Raw genomic sequence first — 16,501 nt, 5'->3', positions numbered from 1 at the left:
AAGTTATAAAAAACACTTGTATTTATGCTCAAAATGAGCATAATTAAAACATCTGATTCGCCAGCTGTCTCTAATTGACTTGTTTTTCGCGACATATTGCTTGTCGTTACTGCCTAAAAGGTTTGCATTTATGAAAACTTATCCTTACGACGCGCCCATCATGAGCAATGACACTCGCATTGCCACTCAAATGAATGTTGAATATGCCAAAGCTAAAATGCCAGCAGACTTACCACGTGCTGAACGGCTTGCGGTTGAAGAAAATATCAAGCAATTGTTGAAAGAACATAATGCGGTATTGGTCGCCCATTATTATGTCGATCCCTTTATTCAGGATTTGGCATTAGCAACTGGCGGTTGCGTGGGTGATTCGCTCGAGATGGCGCGCTTTGGACAAGCGCACAGTGCGCAAACCCTAGTGGTCGCTGGCGTCCGCTTTATGGGTGAGTCGGCAAAAATTTTAAGTATGGAGAAGACCGTACTGATGCCAGACTTGGAAGCCGAGTGCTCGCTCGATTTGGGCTGCCCTGCTGATGAGTTTTCCGCATTTTGTGATGCTCACCCTGAGCGTACCGTCGTAGTTTATGCCAATACCAGTGCTGCTGTGAAAGCCCGTGCCGATTGGGTGGTGACGTCATCGGTTGGCATCGACATCATTCGCCATTTGCATACTAATGGTGAAAAAATTATTTGGGGCCCCGATCGCCATTTGGGTAAATATATTGCTAAAGAGACGGGCGCAGATATGCTGCTCTGGCAAGGTTCGTGCCTCGTACATAACGAGTTTAAAGCGACCGAACTGCTGCAATTAAAACAAGATCATCCAGATGCCAAAGTATTGGTACATCCTGAATCGCCTGATAGCGTCGTAGCACTGGCCGATGTGGTCGGCTCTACTAGCAAATTATTGCAATCAACTTATGAGATGGATGCCGATACCTTTATCGTCGCCACCGACTTAGGTATCTTGCATGAAATGCAAAAGCGCTCGCCAAACAAACGCTTCTTAGCCGCACCGACGGCTGGTGAAAGCGCCAGCTGTAAAAGCTGTGCATTTTGCCCATGGATGGCAATGAATGGCCTAAAAGGTATTGAGCAGTGCTTAACGCATCATAGCGGTGAGGTATTAATGACGCCTGAGCTGGCAGTCGCGGCTAAAAAGCCCTTGCAACGTATGCTTGATTTTGCCGAAGCGCAAAAGCAACGTGTGGCAGCGAGCGGCGATATTGTCAAAGACCGCGAGCTGTTCGCCAATGTCGGGGCTGCCTAATATGAGCGCGGTATTTACAGCGGAATTATTAGGTGCTAATAGCCCTGCTGCTATGGTACAAACGGATGTGCTTATTATTGGTGCGGGATTAGCAGGCTTAAGCACGGCTCTAGCATTACCAAAATCACTGAATATTACCGTACTCAGCAAAGCCAGCTTGGAGGTTTGCTCAAGCCATTATGCTCAAGGCGGTATCGCGGCAAGCTTGGATAAAGAGGACTCTGTCGCTGACCATATCGCTGACACCTTAATCGCTGGCGCAGGCCTATGCGAAGCTGACAATACCAGTAGCATTTTAAGTGCCGGACAACAAGCAGTGCAATGGCTGTGCGAGCAAGGCGTTCCTTTTACCCAGATACCGCAAGCAGATAATGCAAAACCTGTCACCGAACTACAGACTGAATTACAAACTGCCGACTTACATTTAACCAAAGAAGGCGGACATGGTTGTAGGCGGGTCGCACATGCGGATGACGCGACCGGTCGACACATTATGGAAGCTTTAACAATAAAGGTAAAAGCAGCAAGCAACATTAATGTTTTACCGTTTCATGAGGCGCTCAGCCTTTTAACGAATAGCGCCAATCCAAATAAGCAATGCCAAGGGGCGCTTATTTTTGATCATACTCATCAACGACAGCTTACGTTTCACAGTCGTGCCGTTGTCTTAGCCAGTGGTGGCTTGGGGCAACTGTTTAAACGTGCCAGCGCGCCAAATGTCTGTGTCGGCGACGGGGTTATGATGGCATGGCAAGCAGGCTGCCGCTTAGCAAATTTAGAGTTTATCCAATTTCATCCGACCGGTTTGGCATTAGATGACAGTAGCTTTCTAATATCCGAAGCACTACGCGGTGAAGGTGGACGGCTGACTTGTCCGCAAACTGGCAAGCGCTTTATGTTAGAGATTGACGAGCGAGCGGAATTGGCACCGCGCGATATCGTCGCGCGCGCCATCGCTGAGCAGATCAGTAATAATGGTCTTGGCTACGTGCATCTGGATGTCAGCCATTTGCCAGAACAATTTTTACGAGAGCACTTTCCACAGATTTATCAAACACTATTAGAGCTTGGCATCGATATCACGAAACAACCTATCCCCGTTGCCCCTACCGCTCATTACAGTTGTGGCGGTGTGATAACCTGTGCCAATGGTTTGACCGATGTGATAGGTTTATATGCTGCAGGCGAAGTTGCCTATACTGGTCTGCATGGTGCGAATCGCTTGGCGAGTAATTCACTTTTGGAATGCGTGGTGGTTGGGCGCAATATTGCTGCTGACTTGCCGCACTATTTGAAAGCATTAGAAAATCTAGATACCGTTGCCATTTATGATCACTTAAATTTATCAGGGACTACTATTTGGACACCACCAACGCTTAAAGACGCTCAGGCCGTCATACTACCACTGTCTAATTTACCTGTATCTCCTTCATATGGAAGCAAGGCGAATGACAATGTTAATGACAATATAGAGGCTGACATTAGCGAAATAACCGCACAGCTAAAGATATTGATGACCAATAATATGGGCATTACTCGCAGGGCTGGGCAATTAGAACAAGCCTTGATACAGATAGAAAGTTGGCAGCATCAGCTTAGATACCTCAAGTCTCATTCAACCAACCTCAGTAGTGAGAGTAAGAGCGATACACCTACCCTTGCCAACCTGAGATACTTTCAATTAGCACGACAATTACAATTAGCCACATTGGTTATTCAGTCAGCTTATCAGCGTTATGAGAGTCGCGGTGGTCATTATCGTCAAGACTATCCACATTTGGCATCTACACCTCGGACCAGTGTGATTGCGCCATTATCGAAGTTGATAGATGATGACAAAGCAGGTGACAAAGAGGGTGGCATTGGTTGGTTGGTTCAGCCTATAATCGATGACACAGAGGTTGGATCAGCACATACAGTTGCTAACGTCTAACAGCAATTAAAGGTTGCCACTCTAATCATGACAAAACGGTAAATTGCCGTTCTTTATTGACCTCAAAGTGCTAAAAATATGGCTACTGATTTACAGTTTGTGATCGGACTTATGATGGTCGTCAGTTTGACGTGGGCAATGCTTGCCCTACCTCGCTTGCGTCAGCGCTTACCGAAAATTTATTTGATTGCCCGCTCGTGGTGGCTGATGCTAGCAGCGCTTTGCGCTTGTTATGTTATCGCTAAGATAACTGATAATAGCCAGCCCTCACAGCCTCCTACCTACCCATACCAGTGGTTACTCATCGCCTTTTTCGTCTTAATTGGTCTGCGTGGCTGTTATGAGATCAAACGCTTATGGTGTCTGCGCAACAAAGCTGTGCTGATTCACAAGCTCCAAGCGCGCGGTTTACAAGCAAATACTCAGCCTTTTAGCAAAACTCCTAACCATTCTACTCAAGCTTACACACGTTTAAATCTATTAGACCTAGTCTTTAGTTTTGCTTTTATCGCACTGATTATCAGTCTCATTGCCTTACAACAATTAATCTGGCAACGCGAGCAGTATGGCGTTTTATTTTTTGTATTATTCGCCAGTCAATTTAATGATATTGCCCAGTATTTATGTGGACAATTGCTTGGTCACAAGCTGTTTAAGCGCGGTCTTGCCCCAACCATTAGCCCGAATAAAAGTATCGAGGGCGCTCTTTTCGGTAGTATGCTCGCGGCAGTATTGGCAACGCTATTAGGCATTTGGCTCACGCCGTTTAGTTGGTTGGTATGCTCATTAGCCGCTTATGGCTTAGCGGTCAGTGGTATCGCTGGAGACTTATTAGAATCCGCCTTTAAACGTCAGCACGGGGTAAAAGATACGGGTACGATGCTTGCCGGACATGGCGGCGTATTAGATAGAGTGGATAGCTTGCTCATTGGTGTGCCGCTATTTACCTTGTTTTATTGGCTGCTTGGGTAAGCGGTTAAAGTCGATCCACTTTTAAATGAATATAGTGCTACTAGGATGAATTATTCGCAGCCTCTGTCGGCGTAGGCACAGCAAGCAAGAAAAATGGATACCAGTAGCACGTTATAATAGTTGTCTTTCTTTTATTTAGTATATCAACTAGGTTTATCCAATTTACTACGCAATATCCAGTTAAGCACAGGCTTAGGGAAATGATTGAGCGCCCGAGTAATATAGCGCATGGAGCGTGGAAATATGGCGAGCTCAATATCGTTATCAATCGCTTGCATGATATGGTCAATTGCTGTTTGAGTCGTCATTATAAAGGGCTTATGGCTGGCATCACCGTTATTTAAATCGCGTAAGGCTTGGGTATCGATATAGCCCGAGGCGATGCAGTTGACTTGAATATGATAAGGCGAAAGTGCCGCTCGATAAGCGCTAGCAATCGCAATCATCGCGCGTTTGCTTTTGGCATAAAGACTGGTATAAGGATAATCCATAATACCGGCGATAGAGGCGATACAAATCAGGCTTCGTCTGTTGTTTTCGTTGAAATCTGATGGATAGCTTTGGCGCTTTAACTGCTCACTTGCCCATCTAAAAACCTGCTCAAACGCTTGCAAATTAATCGCTAGCATTTGATCGCTGTCCACTTGACTAAGATGGTGGACGCGCTCATTGGTGTAACTGCCCGCACTATAAATCACTCTTTGAAAACTAACATCTGACAAGCTCTCTAACAAACTTTGTGTTTGCACGCTATCCGTTAAATCACAACAATGAGTATTGATATTAGAGTGTTGCTTTTTGATATGGGTTATTTTCTCCATACTATGGCCAACGACACTCACCTGCCAGCCAAGCGCCTGATGATGCAGCGCCAATGCCAAGCCAAGTCCGCTCGTACCACCAAAGACGATGATATGCGATGGCTGATGAGTTGAATTAGATTGTGTAAGGTCTTTCATTTGCGAGTTCATAGCCCATGCTGTTGTATATAGTTGACCGTACGCTGATAGCCATACTGCCACTGCGCCTGCATTTGCTGTACAAAGCCATCATAATCACTGTGAATGAGTTCAACGGTCATTTGCCTGATATTAAAACGCTTTTGTACATGCTGTCCTGCCAACTGTTGGCCATTATCTGCAAAGGGTAACCAATGCAATTGACGGCTATTTCTTTCTGACTCCACAAGTGATGACGTTTCCATTGGCTGATAACCATGCACTTGTGCCAAACGCTCATTGGGGTCAAAACCAAAAACGCGCTGAATCGCTGGTGCCGCCAGCCATGAATCATAACCTGCCTTGGTCTCTGCAAATACCGTCTGTCCTAACTGACACGCCAGCTCAATGGGCGTGAGATTAATTACCCCTCCTAAGCACCAACCCAAATCGTCTATAGGCGTCGGTGGTAGATAATACATATCTGCCATAGAAGCACGAACCGCTGAATTAAATGCCCACTGCTTTACGACATTTACTGATTGATGAATACGCCTATCGGCAAACGTATGCGCAGGTGAATCAAGTATTTCATCAAAGTGCTCTGATGCTGCCAAACGCGGTGGCGCAAATAATAACTCTTGCAACTTAAAATCATCGTAAACAGAACTATTAGCAGTAGGCATCTGATTAGATGTTTGACTGGAATTTTTATGTAGTCGGCTGGCAATAATGGCTATCTCTGGTGCTATTTTATTAACATTACTATTACTAGCAGAAAAATGGGATAACTCATCCAGCCATTGTCCCTCGTTATCTATCCGAAACATCGCTAACTGCTGCAACTCATCTAATAGTCGCTCGTAGCTATCTGCTTGCTGCTGTTTTTGGCGGTTAGAAACTTGCCGTGACAAGCGCCAGCGTTTTAGTGCCTGCGTCATATAACGTATTTTCGAACGTTTATTGGCTTCATCTGGCGCGACATGTCTGATTGCAGTAATGACTCGATATAATTCACGACTGCACATGAGCTCCTGCAAATCCTTGGGGTCAGGCGCTAGATTGACCAAATAAGCCGACAGACTACCACCGCAAGTGCCGACGATGATATCTGGCGTCAAATCATGGGCAACCAATGCTGCATAACTGCCTAAATAATAGGCAAAACGGGAGCCGCCCCCTGAAAACAGCTGGACGCGCTCATAAGGCTTGGCACTTTTACTGTTCAAGGGCTTGGCACTTTTATCACTCATCTATTATCCATCTATCACTGAGCAGCATTTGGTGCTGTTTTAATCGCTAGCGACACGGTAAAGATACCAAAGCGATCGATACGCATGGCGACTTTCTTAAAACCAGCATTCTCAACCAATTGATCCATTTCCGCTTGTGAGCGACAGCGCATCACCCAACTGCTACCGCGATGATTGTTTAGGGTTTTACTAATAAATTCCTGCTCAGGATGCCAAGGCTGATTGGTATAAAGTAAATAACCATCAGATTTTAAACGGTCATAAATACCCGCCAATGCAGTGGCAGGGAGCGTATTATCAGAAAATAATTCAAAAACCCCAGAAGCAATAGCGATATCGAATTTTTTATCATCAAGACCTTTAGCATTGTTACTTCCCTTCTGCATATTAGAATAACTGGCAGGGTCAAACGCATCTTTTTGACAAGTAAGGACACGATCAGCAATCTCTAACTGTTCCGCCTTTTTCTGTAAGGCTTGGATATTATGCTGCTCATAATCGCGTAGCTCAGCATATAAGCTTTCAAACTCTGTCAATAAGTCAAAGGCATAAAAGCCATGCCCACTAGCGATATCGAGTAGTTTTGGCTGGAATGACTCAGTGCTGTTGTGATTAGCTTGGTTTTGCCTAGCTTGGTTATGATTGCCAGACTTAATATCTGCTAAAGCTTCACGTGCGAGCTCCAGTATATGCTCACGGCGGATACGAATCCCTTGCCAACCAATATTGCTTAAGTAAAACTTATCGACTGCCTGACCAAATTTATTTTGACCGCTCGGCTGATTATAATAAACATGATCGAGCGAGTGACCCGAATCAAATCCATGCTCCAGTCCTGTGGCAATCGCGTCGCTAACATGACCAAATTTTTGCATGGCGAATCGGGTAATGGCAAAGCTTGGGTTAAAGGGTTTAATCGCTAAGCGGTCAACTTTATCTTTACTGGCACTATTAAGATGAGCCGCGCTTAAATCAGGCGCTTTAACATCGGTACTGAATACCTGCTCAGCGAAATCGATACAATCCGCGAAGACGTCTGCCTTATTGGTCTCATGAAAGATCGCATGGTAGCTATCTGGATATAATTGCCAGCGTTTATCAGTGGTATTGATGGCCTCATAAAAATCGCGCTCTGCCTGTTTATCGACCACGTAATCCTTACCCGCACATAATATAAAGGTTGGCACGGTGATAGCACCCGCATCATCGAGCAAGCGTTGACCCGTTGCATGCGTATCGATGAGCAAGTCGGTCGAGATGCTATTCGATATCAGCGGATCGGCATTATAAGCTTGCTGTGCGTCTTTATCATGCGTTAAGACTTGCGCCTTGACGTAGCTGCTCACGCGTGACATCAGTCCAAGCGCGCGAGCCACCTTTAGCGATGGTATGGCAAATGGCATGTACAAGCGAATACTCAACGCTGGCGTACCCAATATCATCCCGCGAATATTGGGGGCATAATCATGTACCCATGCTGCGGCGAGTACCGCGCCGATACTGCTGGCGACGATTAACGTATCGGTAATAGCAATGCCTGTTTGCCCGATAACCAGTTGCACAAAACCGTCTAAATCGCGCTCAAGCTCGGTGACGCTTTCGGCATGGTCTTTGATACCACCTGAGCGCCCATTACCACGCGCATCCCAAGCAAATACTTGATAGCCAGCTTTTGCAAATTGTTCCCCAAGTTTTGCTAAGCGTCCAGAATGTTCGTGACCACGATGTAATAGAATGACTTGGCGCTGTTGTGTGTGTTGCTGACTGGTTTGTTTGATAACCTCTAAAGGCATCGTTAGCCAATAGCGGTAATAAATCGCCGTGCCATCATAAGCGTTGTAGCAACTTTCACCGTTTACAACTTCGGACGATGATAAATTAAGATCAGCGCTAACCTGCTTTGGAGCAGCTTTGGCATTGGGAGACTGGGCATTTTCAGAAATAGCAGGCATTGTCTGGGACTCCAAAAGGGACGTTTTAGCAGCAGAGTTTGATAGATGGGCATTTAATAAAGGAAAATTTGATGAAAAGGTATTGGGAGATAGCGTATCAGGTTGATCAATAATCGCTTGGCAATCGATAGACGAAATAGATTGATACGATGATTCTGGTATTGACTCAAGACTGTCTAAACGGTTTGAGCGTAGCACAGGTGGTTTACGCATCAAATATAATTCTGCCATATAACGCAGTCGATTAAGGCAGGTTTTAAGTAGCAGCGCTTCTGTCACTATAAATAATTGTCCTACTCTCATATGAGATAGCGCGATCGGTGCTTTAATTGCCATAACAGTGCCAAGCACACCGAGCACAAAAGCACGATCACTTTTGCCCAAAGGCCCTTGATTCGCCCGAACATTTAAGCTTTTATTACTAATTATCGCTAGCAATTCAGTGCCAATACTAAGCACGATTAGACCGACAATATGTGGCTGATGGATTGATATACGGTTTGGTAAATTGACTGTCGACGCTTGCGCATTATCATTCGCAACATGCGGGGCAAGACTTGCGATAAGCGCCGTATCAGCCACGATATCGCCCACTTCATTAAGCACTGCGCCAAGTTTAGAAGCTTGCCCATGCTCGCGTGCCATCATGCCATCGATCGCATTGAGCGCCATGCGTACAAAGAGAGATGATGGCAACAGCAACCAGAGTCTAGGCTGATTTTGCGCAGGTTTAGCAATGACATACGCCGTACCAAGGCTCAATAAGATGGCTGATACGGTCACTTGGTTAGCGGTAACCTTTTGCTCAACCAATGCATCGCTAATGGGACGCAATTGATCTTGAAATTGAGACTTGAGCTGATAGAGCGACATAAGGCGAACCAAATATATTCAGTTCTTTAATGTAGCAACAAAAGTTGGTTAGGTAAATACGTAAACGTTGTTAGTAGTCAAATTATCATGAATAAAACCCTAACTTACGGCTTCGTGATTCAGTTGCTTACTTTAACGCCCAATATTTAGTCGTTAAACAGTCAGCTTTTACAAGGAATCTTAGTCGCTCATGTCAGTATTAATAGCTTGATATGATACAATCCCCAGCTTCCTAAAAATGCCTTCGAAAGCTGCGAGCACATCATCATGCAAAGCCTAGTTACCCTTGTTTTGGTATTAATGCCAATGTTTATTGGCTTTGCCATCCCCTCCAATCCCAAAATGACCAAGCTTGCTGATAAAGGCTTGTCTTATTTGGTATTTATTATCTTAGCGCTGATTGGGATTGAGCTGTCGCAAGTGGAAGGGCTTGGCAGTCAGATAGGCGAGATTGCCCTGTATGTGACCATATTATCAATATTGACGATTGGGTCGGGCTTATTTGCCTTGATGTTATTCGATCATTTGCGCCCGTGGCATGCCAAAAAACCCAGCGTAAAATCTAAAGAGCACCGTGTCAGCATCCGTGGCAGCTTGGCACAAGTGATTTGTGTGGTGATTGGTATGGTGATTGGATACTTCCTGCCAGAAAATTATATGCCACCCGAAAATACGATGACGGTGATGTTAATGATATTAATTTTGCTAGTCGGTATTGGCTTAAAGGGCTCGGGTATTACTTTAAAAGAAGTGCTGCTTAATAAACGCGGGGTGGAAATGAGCGTTATCTTTACGCTCTCGGTATTGGTTGGTGGTTTATTCTTTGCGCTGATGTTTAGCGATGTCTCTTGGACGAAGGGAATGGCATTGGCGTCAGGATTTGGTTGGTATTCGCTATCAGCAATCGTCATGACCGATGCTTATGGCGCGGTTTGGGGCAGTGTCGCGCTATTTAACGACTTGGTACGTGAGTTTTTTGCGCTGATATTTATTCCTGTCTTTATGCGTAAATATCCGTCAGCGGCAGTAGGACTTGGCGGTGCGACGAGCTTGGACTTTACCTTACCCATTATTCAGCAATCTGGTGGTCTAAAAGTCGTGCCATTGGCGATTAGCTTTGGTTTTATTATTAATATTGTCTCGCCTGTGTTAATGGTGGTATTTTCGGCGTTGGGGTAAGGTTGAAACTTGATAATTGACAGTCATTAACCATCACTTGCACCGTTATTCAAATAACTCACAGTGCTTGGCGTATCCACCATATCTTTGCATATCAGATTTATATTCAAGACTCATCAAATCATGGACGGTACTACTTGCCATTAAAGTGGCGCGGCGCTGTTTTGCCTCAAGACCTTTTAGATTAAGTGCTTTAAAACTAGGGTTTATATAATCTGTCTCTCTAACCAATAGTTTATTTGAACACTCATAAGTACGGATACGCTTAGCATCGATGTTATATTGAAATACTAAAGTGTTCTTAATAATAAGAGCGCGATTGCGTGATAAAGAATCGAAACTAAGAGTCGCTAAAGCATCTTCATCAATTTCATTGGTAGCTGCATGACCAAAAATAAAAACACTGGCTTCTGGATACTCGTTGATTTTTTCTGCTATTTTTATAAACTCTGTATCATAAATAGCAGGTAGTTGATTGCTTATAGGTAGAAAAAATCCCCTAAACTCCATTTCGAGTGCATCACCGCCCTCAATTATTATTTTACAACCTTTAGCGTCAACCACTACGTTAGGTGGCGTTTCAGGGCATTCGTCTATAGCATCAAGCACGCCATCGCCATCTAAATCGCTATCCGCCTGCATCGTCCTGATATTTTCATATTGCGGTATGGTTTTGGGCGGTACAATTTCGGTCGTTTGGCAGCCAGCTGATATTATAGATGCTGCTAGTAACAACAACGTGCTATGGGTTTTCATGGTCATTATTACACTCTCTTTATCCAGAGTAATTTACCACTTAATTTGTCATCATTTTCACGTTTTTTAAAACGCTCAATATATTAATCAACATTGCTAATAAGCGCATAAATACGCTGGTTGAGCCAACTGTTTTCGGCGTCATTTGTCGCAATTGGGCGCTCTGATCCATAGTAAACGGTCTTGATGCGATCAGGATCAATATTATGTTTCATGGTCATATAATTTTTAATCCCTTCCACACGGTATCTTGATAATGTTTGATTGGCACTATTGTCTTCACTTTTGGATATGTGCCCTTCGATATGCATAACAGCGTCCAAATGATCTTGCATTTTTTTGCCTGCGTTATCTAGCTGTTCATAATACTCATTTTTTATCTCACTGCTATTTTCATCATAATACGCTCTAGCTTCCATCATAAATTCATTTTCACCAAAAAGTAAGGAATGCGGACAACCCCTTTCATCTATCACCACGTTAAAAGGTGTACCTGGGCATTCGTCTATATCGTCAAATATGCCATCGCCATCTGAATCAAGAATATCCGCTTGCATCGTCCTGATGCTTTCATATTGCGGTATAGTTTTGGGCGGTATAATTTCAGTCGTTTGGCAACCAGCTAGCGTTATAAATGTGGTTAATAATAAAATACAATAGCGTTTCATTATGATTCTTCCTTGAAAACAATACTTCCGTGAGATGATCCAAAACTCATTTACCTGTCAGGTAAAAGTAAAGTAAAATCTGAATTAAGCCATCGGCAGCGCTTTATTCACCTGACAAGCACGGTCATGCCATTGTACAAAATCATCAATACTGGCTTGTACTTTGCTGTTATTAGCAACTTCTTTACCAGCCATACTTTCAACATAATGGCACGCTCGATAGCCTTGGGCAAAACGATCATAGTCAACAATCCACTGTTTACGCGCCTTTAACGCGTCTTGACGTTGCTCAATGCTATTCTCCACATCGGTATTATCAGAGCCAAACCAAAAGTCCTTAGCAGGGATATCTTTAGCCAACTTATTATTTTCAACCTCAGTCATACGCCACGGCTTGGCAGTCAACCGCGCTCGAAAACACTGCTGCACCTGACTCAGCCGCACATAATTGGCATCCGCATGGAAATACTCAAACCATTCTTCGACTAATTTATCACTTGGCGAAATGGTATCGTGTGTGGCGATAATACGAAAACCTGCAGGCGTCTGATATAAACGAAAGGACTCGTTGGGATAATTGGCGACGCGATTTATGATTAAATCTGTCATATAAGGCAGTAACGAGGCGGCGTCATCGGCATATTTTTGCGTGCGGGTCTTGTCTCTGGCACTGGCTTGTTGCCACAAATAAGCAGTCACACCAAACATAACGACTAACAGCCATAACCATGACAATCCTAGCCAAGCGATGACACTGGCGATGAGTATAAAGGCAATAACAAAAAACCAAATTTTAATTTTGCTGGTGGGATTACTTTGATTAACGAGAAAGGCAGGCATAAAGCCATGATGGGTATAATCATCAGGATAGATATGACGCAATAAATCGTCATTATCAACATCAATAATAGCGATGTTATCAACGTTGGCGACTTGTGCGCCGTAACTATTACGCGTAACGATAAGCTTCGTCACTGCTGCACTATTAGTGGATAATTCATTTTCTGGAAAATCATGCCTAGAAATAATCTCTTCACGAATGGGAATACCGTTGCTTGCGTTATATTCTTCCCTGCGCTCACGACGTAAGATATCTTCACCTGCCAGCCAGCAGTTATGCGCCTCACTCACGCGAGATTTAGCATGGCTTAGCGCTTCTGCTTGACTGACATCTGACCAACCGTAACGTTTCATAGTGGCTTGCTTGGAAGGGTTACTAGACGTTTCTAGCGATTCAAAGCGCTGTTTGTGTTGCGCCCAGTACTTCGGGATGAGCATAGGATTTGCCTTGGTATAGCTGTTTTAAATCAAAATCTGCTGATTGACCATTAAATAATTAATCTTCAGGCTCCATAGTTATACTAGTAACTCGGCGGTGCATAGACATCTCCTCTTCGGTATCAAAATCTGCAGTAGCTACCCCATAAACTCGGCGATTCATAGACTTACCTTCTTCAGTATCAGAGGATGCAATAGGCTGTTCAGCACCAAAACCAAAGGCACTTAAACGATTAGGATCAATTTGATGCTGCATTATCAGATAGTTTTTGACGATAAGCGCCCTATTTCTTGCTAAAGAATTAGGTTGCAGGGCTGTATCAGTAGCGGATATTTCATTTGTGGTGGCATGCCCTTCAATACGCATAGTTGCCGTATAGTACTCTTGCAGCTTTGCTGCTACTTTATCAAGCTCAAGCTGATACTCTGGCGATAGCTCACTGCTACCCTTGGCAAAAAAGGCACGATATTCCATTTTTAGACCTATCCCCATGCCAGTAAAGGGACAACCCCTTTCATCTGTTACTACATTTCTTGGAGTACCTGGGCACATGTCTATATCATCAGAATATCCGTCGCCATCGCTATCTAAAATAGCTTCAACAACTGGTATATCAATAATTTGAGTTGCTTGATTAGACAAGTCGGCGGTTTGACAGCCTGTTAATAATGAAGCACTTACCAAAACTAAAAACGTATTTCTTGGTTTAATTATCATTGTATTTTACCTTTAAAACTCGATACATCTGTTTGAGCCTAGGTCATTTTGATAATGATCAGCTTTGTGGTTTTTTGAATCGCTTACTAAGCTATAAACTCTACGATTCATAGATCTGCCTTCCTCGGTATCAGAAGGTGCAATAGAACCTTTAATACCGCAATCGAGAGTAGTCAGACGACTAGGCTCAATTTTGTGATTTAAAATTAGGTAATTTTTAACAATGAGCGCTCTACTCTTAGCCAGCGAGTTCGATTGCAAAATTGAGGTAGAAGCTTCATTGACCTCGTCCTCTGAGACATGAGCTTCAATTTTTATAGTAGCCGTCTCATAGTTATTCATCTGTTCTGCTACTCTATTAAGCTCATCATGATACGGTGGCAATAGCTCACTGCTATCCTTGGTAAAAAAAGCACGATACTCCATCATTGGAGGCATACCAATAAGACTTATAACCTCAGGACAACCTCTTTCGTCCATTACCACGTTCTCTGTCGTATTTGGACACTGATCCAACTCATCAGGAACGCCATCATTGTCACTATCTAAATTAACGACAACCGTTGGCATGTTGATGGTTTGACTTGTTTGCTTAGACAAATCGGCGGTTTGACATGCGGATAGCGTTAAGACGCTGATTAAAACAACAAGCGTACTTCTTAATAGCATGGTCATGTCTTCTACCTTTAAAATTGCTGACAAAATTCTTTATAGTACGTGAGTGAGTGCTCATTACCACTGCCCGTATAAAAATCATCTGCCTTTAACGCTTTACCATAAATACGCTGGTTCATTAAAGCGCCTTCCTCATTATCGTTAGGTGCAATCGGCATACTATCAGCGCAATCAAACGTATAAATTTTATCAGCAGCTATATTTCTGTTAATCAAAGCAGTTTTTATTACCTGTGCCCGCTCACGGCCTAATAGACGTTTATCAGCTTTTACTTGATTCGTTTTTCCGTCTATATCTACTGATTTTTGCGCAGCTTCAGGCTCCGAGATGTGACCAGATAAGACTACCACCAGCTCAGGATCACTATGCATTTTTTCCGTTACTTTTTCTACTTCTGGTAAGTACTTCGTTTGCAACTCATTACTATTTTGCTCAAAGAAAACTCGTAGCTCCATCGTAAGATAATCGATCAAGCTCACCGCTACTGGACAGCCATACTCATCTACCACTACCCCTTTAGGAGTGTTTGGACAGTTATCAAGTTCATCGGGCACGCCATCATTGTCTGTATCTGCAAGTGGCTCTATCAGGACTTTAGGTGTGTTGTCTGCCTTTTCATCGATTATGGTTTTTTTGGGTACGGATTGGCAGGAAGTTAAAGTAAAACTAGCTATTACCACGGCTATCGTCATCCATGACTTAGTTTTCATACGCCATCCTTAGTGTAGTTAATAACTTCAATAAAACGCTAAACCCCGCTCGCCTGCTTAGCAAACAGTCTCATCAATGGCTTAATCTTGCCAACTCGATACATACCTTCGCTGCGGATTTGTTGAATAGGACGCATCTGTGCAAGCGACCCTGCAAATAGCCAGTTAAGCGCGGAAAAGCTATGCATCATTAGACTGTTATGCGGACGGCGCAAACGCTCGTAGCTACGCAACGTTTGATTGCTGCCCCAACTGGTTCCACCGCTACGGGCAAAGTCGTGTGACAATTGCTCGCTTAACGTCTGCACATCGAGCATGCCCAGATTCAACCCTTGACCTGCCAGCGGATGCACGCCATGTGCCGCATCACCGATTAAGACCAAATTATCTGCGACATAACTTTTCGCTTGTTGCGCGGTCAGTGGAAAGCTCGCGATGGACTCAATCTGAGTGATAGCACCTAGCTCATAGTTACTGGCAGCAGCCAATTTATCAGCAATGACGCGCGCGTCCTCCTCTATCAACGCCAATGCTTGATTGCGCGGCAACGTCCACACGATCGACTGCCAGTGTTGCGGCTTGGCTTTATCTGCATCAGTGATATCCGCTAACGGCAATAGTGCCAGCGTACCTGTGGGCAGCATCGCCTGACGGGCGGTTGCTTGGTGAGGTTTTTCAGTTTGAATAGCGCAGCAAATCGCCGTTTGCTTATAGTCTAAAGTATCTAGTTCGATAGCGGCTTGCTGGCGCACAAATGAACCGCGGCCATCCGCGCCCACTAATAATTGAGCGTCAATCACAGTACCATCATCAACGGTGACACGATAACCTTGCTCTGCACCCAGCCAATCCATATTGATAACTTTATGTCCAGCGATGACGGTTAAATAGTCACTGACATCATCTTCAGATAAACGCTGCCATAACGCATGTTCAATGATGGCGGGCTCAACCATGCTGCCAAGCATTTGCGGCAGCGTACTGTTAGGATGATTGTCGCTGCTATCGCCAAATAACAGCTCGCCCATACCGTTGAGTTGCCATACCTGCATTTGTGAGTAGTCCGCTTTACGCTCAGAGGCAGCAATCTTTTGCCACGCGCCGACATCGCTCAGCAAGTTAATACTGGCCACGCTCAGTGCATAAACGCGAGCGTCGCGAGCGCTCAATACTTCTTGCCAATCCGACTCATCACGCGCAGGACGTGCATCAATCAACGTCACGGGCATTTTTGCTTGCGCCAGTTTTAACGCCAATGTCGCCCCAACAATACCGCTACCGATAATCAGCGTATGATTATTTTTCATAAGTTATTCCTACATTTAA

The 16,501-nt window shown here is 44.2% G+C and carries 14 protein-coding genes; 4 read left to right on the top strand and 10 right to left on the bottom strand.

What is annotated here, in order from left to right:
• Nucleotides 1–130 precede the first annotated feature (130 nt).
• From nadA to CXF65_RS07110, 3 genes are all read left to right on the top strand, one after another.
• Complete coding sequence (nadA, locus tag CXF65_RS07120; RefSeq protein WP_101211547.1) at nt 131–1,270, top strand: quinolinate synthase NadA; 1,140 nt, start codon at nt 131–133, stop codon at nt 1,268–1,270.
• Nucleotide 1,271: 1 nt separating this feature from the next.
• Entirely contained in the window at nt 1,272–3,203 is a 1,932-nt protein-coding gene (gene nadB, locus CXF65_RS07115; RefSeq protein WP_101211546.1) for an L-aspartate oxidase, read from the top strand.
• A gap of 78 nt (nt 3,204–3,281) precedes the next feature.
• The gene (locus CXF65_RS07110) at nt 3,282–4,175 is read left to right on the top strand and encodes a phosphatidate cytidylyltransferase (protein ID WP_101211545.1); all 894 of its coding nucleotides are present in this window, start codon (nt 3,282–3,284) and stop codon (nt 4,173–4,175) included.
• A gap of 143 nt (nt 4,176–4,318) precedes the next feature.
• Here the strand turns inward: CXF65_RS07110 and CXF65_RS07105 are convergent, their stop codons facing one another.
• From CXF65_RS07105 to CXF65_RS07095, 3 genes are read right to left on the bottom strand one after another with little or no spacing between them, the layout of a single operon-like run.
• A complete protein-coding gene (locus tag CXF65_RS07105) occupies nt 4,319–5,134 on the bottom strand; it encodes an SDR family NAD(P)-dependent oxidoreductase (RefSeq protein ID WP_157824061.1) in 816 nt (271 codons plus the stop codon).
• A gap of 8 nt (nt 5,135–5,142) precedes the next feature.
• A complete protein-coding gene (locus tag CXF65_RS07100) occupies nt 5,143–6,366 on the bottom strand; it encodes a patatin-like phospholipase family protein (RefSeq protein WP_101211543.1) in 1,224 nt (407 codons plus the stop codon).
• Between the two features lie 14 nt (nt 6,367–6,380).
• Nucleotides 6,381–9,191: an alpha/beta fold hydrolase gene (locus CXF65_RS07095; RefSeq protein ID WP_101211542.1), complete on the bottom strand. Its 2,811-nt coding sequence runs from the start codon at nt 9,189–9,191 to the stop codon at nt 6,381–6,383.
• A 267-nt stretch (nt 9,192–9,458) separates the two neighbouring features.
• On the opposite strand from CXF65_RS07095, the gene CXF65_RS07090 reads away from it, so the two are divergent.
• Nucleotides 9,459–10,370, top strand: a complete 912-nt coding sequence (locus CXF65_RS07090; RefSeq protein WP_025653121.1) for a lysine exporter LysO family protein — start codon at nt 9,459–9,461, stop codon at nt 10,368–10,370.
• Nucleotides 10,371–10,415: 45 nt separating this feature from the next.
• On the opposite strand, the gene CXF65_RS07085 is transcribed toward CXF65_RS07090, so the two are convergent.
• The 7 genes from CXF65_RS07085 to CXF65_RS07055 form a co-directional block, all read right to left on the bottom strand.
• On the bottom strand, nt 10,416–11,132 hold the full coding sequence (locus tag CXF65_RS07085; RefSeq protein WP_101211541.1) for an OmpA family protein: 717 nt from the start codon (nt 11,130–11,132) through the stop codon (nt 10,416–10,418).
• A 77-nt stretch (nt 11,133–11,209) separates the two neighbouring features.
• Nucleotides 11,210–11,683, bottom strand: coding sequence for an OmpA family protein (locus CXF65_RS07080; RefSeq protein WP_227523216.1), 474 nt, complete (start codon nt 11,681–11,683; stop codon nt 11,210–11,212).
• A 195-nt stretch (nt 11,684–11,878) separates the two neighbouring features.
• Complete coding sequence (locus CXF65_RS07075) at nt 11,879–13,072, bottom strand: hypothetical protein (RefSeq protein WP_101211539.1); 1,194 nt, start codon at nt 13,070–13,072, stop codon at nt 11,879–11,881.
• Between the two features lie 58 nt (nt 13,073–13,130).
• The gene (locus CXF65_RS07070; protein WP_101211538.1) at nt 13,131–13,790 is read right to left on the bottom strand and encodes an OmpA family protein; all 660 of its coding nucleotides are present in this window, start codon (nt 13,788–13,790) and stop codon (nt 13,131–13,133) included.
• A 12-nt stretch (nt 13,791–13,802) separates the two neighbouring features.
• The gene (locus CXF65_RS07065) at nt 13,803–14,465 is read right to left on the bottom strand and encodes an OmpA family protein (RefSeq protein WP_101211537.1); all 663 of its coding nucleotides are present in this window, start codon (nt 14,463–14,465) and stop codon (nt 13,803–13,805) included.
• 11 nt (nt 14,466–14,476) lie between these two features.
• Nucleotides 14,477–15,175, bottom strand: a complete 699-nt coding sequence (locus CXF65_RS07060; protein ID WP_101211536.1) for an OmpA family protein — start codon at nt 15,173–15,175, stop codon at nt 14,477–14,479.
• 38 nt (nt 15,176–15,213) lie between these two features.
• On the bottom strand, nt 15,214–16,482 hold the full coding sequence (locus CXF65_RS07055) for an FAD-dependent monooxygenase (RefSeq protein ID WP_101211535.1): 1,269 nt from the start codon (nt 16,480–16,482) through the stop codon (nt 15,214–15,216).
• Between the last annotated feature and the right edge of the window lie 19 nt (nt 16,483–16,501).

Source organism: Psychrobacter sp. Sarcosine-3u-12 (assembly GCF_002836005.1).
In the GTDB taxonomy this organism is placed as follows: Bacteria; Pseudomonadota; Gammaproteobacteria; order Pseudomonadales; family Moraxellaceae; genus Psychrobacter; species Psychrobacter okhotskensis.
This window is presented reverse-complemented; position numbering and strand designations above follow the sequence as displayed.

What these genes read in the sequence shown, in the direction of transcription:
- nadA (WP_101211547.1), top strand. Translation starts at nt 131, where the DNA reads ATGAAAACTTATCCTTACGACGCGCCCATCATGAGCAATGACACTCGC.
- nadB (WP_101211546.1), top strand. Translation starts at nt 1,272, where the DNA reads ATGAGCGCGGTATTTACAGCGGAATTATTAGGTGCTAATAGCCCTGCT.
- CXF65_RS07110 (WP_101211545.1), top strand. Translation starts at nt 3,282, where the DNA reads ATGGCTACTGATTTACAGTTTGTGATCGGACTTATGATGGTCGTCAGT.
- CXF65_RS07105 (WP_157824061.1), bottom strand. Translation starts at nt 5,134, where the DNA reads ATGAAAGACCTTACACAATCTAATTCAACTCATCAGCCATCGCATATC.
- CXF65_RS07100 (WP_101211543.1), bottom strand. Translation starts at nt 6,366, where the DNA reads ATGAGTGATAAAAGTGCCAAGCCCTTGAACAGTAAAAGTGCCAAGCCT.
- CXF65_RS07095 (WP_101211542.1), bottom strand. Translation starts at nt 9,191, where the DNA reads ATGTCGCTCTATCAGCTCAAGTCTCAATTTCAAGATCAATTGCGTCCC.
- CXF65_RS07090 (WP_025653121.1), top strand. Translation starts at nt 9,459, where the DNA reads ATGCAAAGCCTAGTTACCCTTGTTTTGGTATTAATGCCAATGTTTATT.
- CXF65_RS07085 (WP_101211541.1), bottom strand. Translation starts at nt 11,132, where the DNA reads ATGACCATGAAAACCCATAGCACGTTGTTGTTACTAGCAGCATCTATA.
- CXF65_RS07080 (WP_227523216.1), bottom strand. Translation starts at nt 11,683, where the DNA reads ATGCAAGCGGATATTCTTGATTCAGATGGCGATGGCATATTTGACGAT.
- CXF65_RS07075 (WP_101211539.1), bottom strand. Translation starts at nt 13,072, where the DNA reads ATGCTCATCCCGAAGTACTGGGCGCAACACAAACAGCGCTTTGAATCG.
- CXF65_RS07070 (WP_101211538.1), bottom strand. Translation starts at nt 13,790, where the DNA reads ATGATAATTAAACCAAGAAATACGTTTTTAGTTTTGGTAAGTGCTTCA.
- CXF65_RS07065 (WP_101211537.1), bottom strand. Translation starts at nt 14,465, where the DNA reads ATGACCATGCTATTAAGAAGTACGCTTGTTGTTTTAATCAGCGTCTTA.
- CXF65_RS07060 (WP_101211536.1), bottom strand. Translation starts at nt 15,175, where the DNA reads ATGAAAACTAAGTCATGGATGACGATAGCCGTGGTAATAGCTAGTTTT.
- CXF65_RS07055 (WP_101211535.1), bottom strand. Translation starts at nt 16,482, where the DNA reads ATGAAAAATAATCATACGCTGATTATCGGTAGCGGTATTGTTGGGGCG.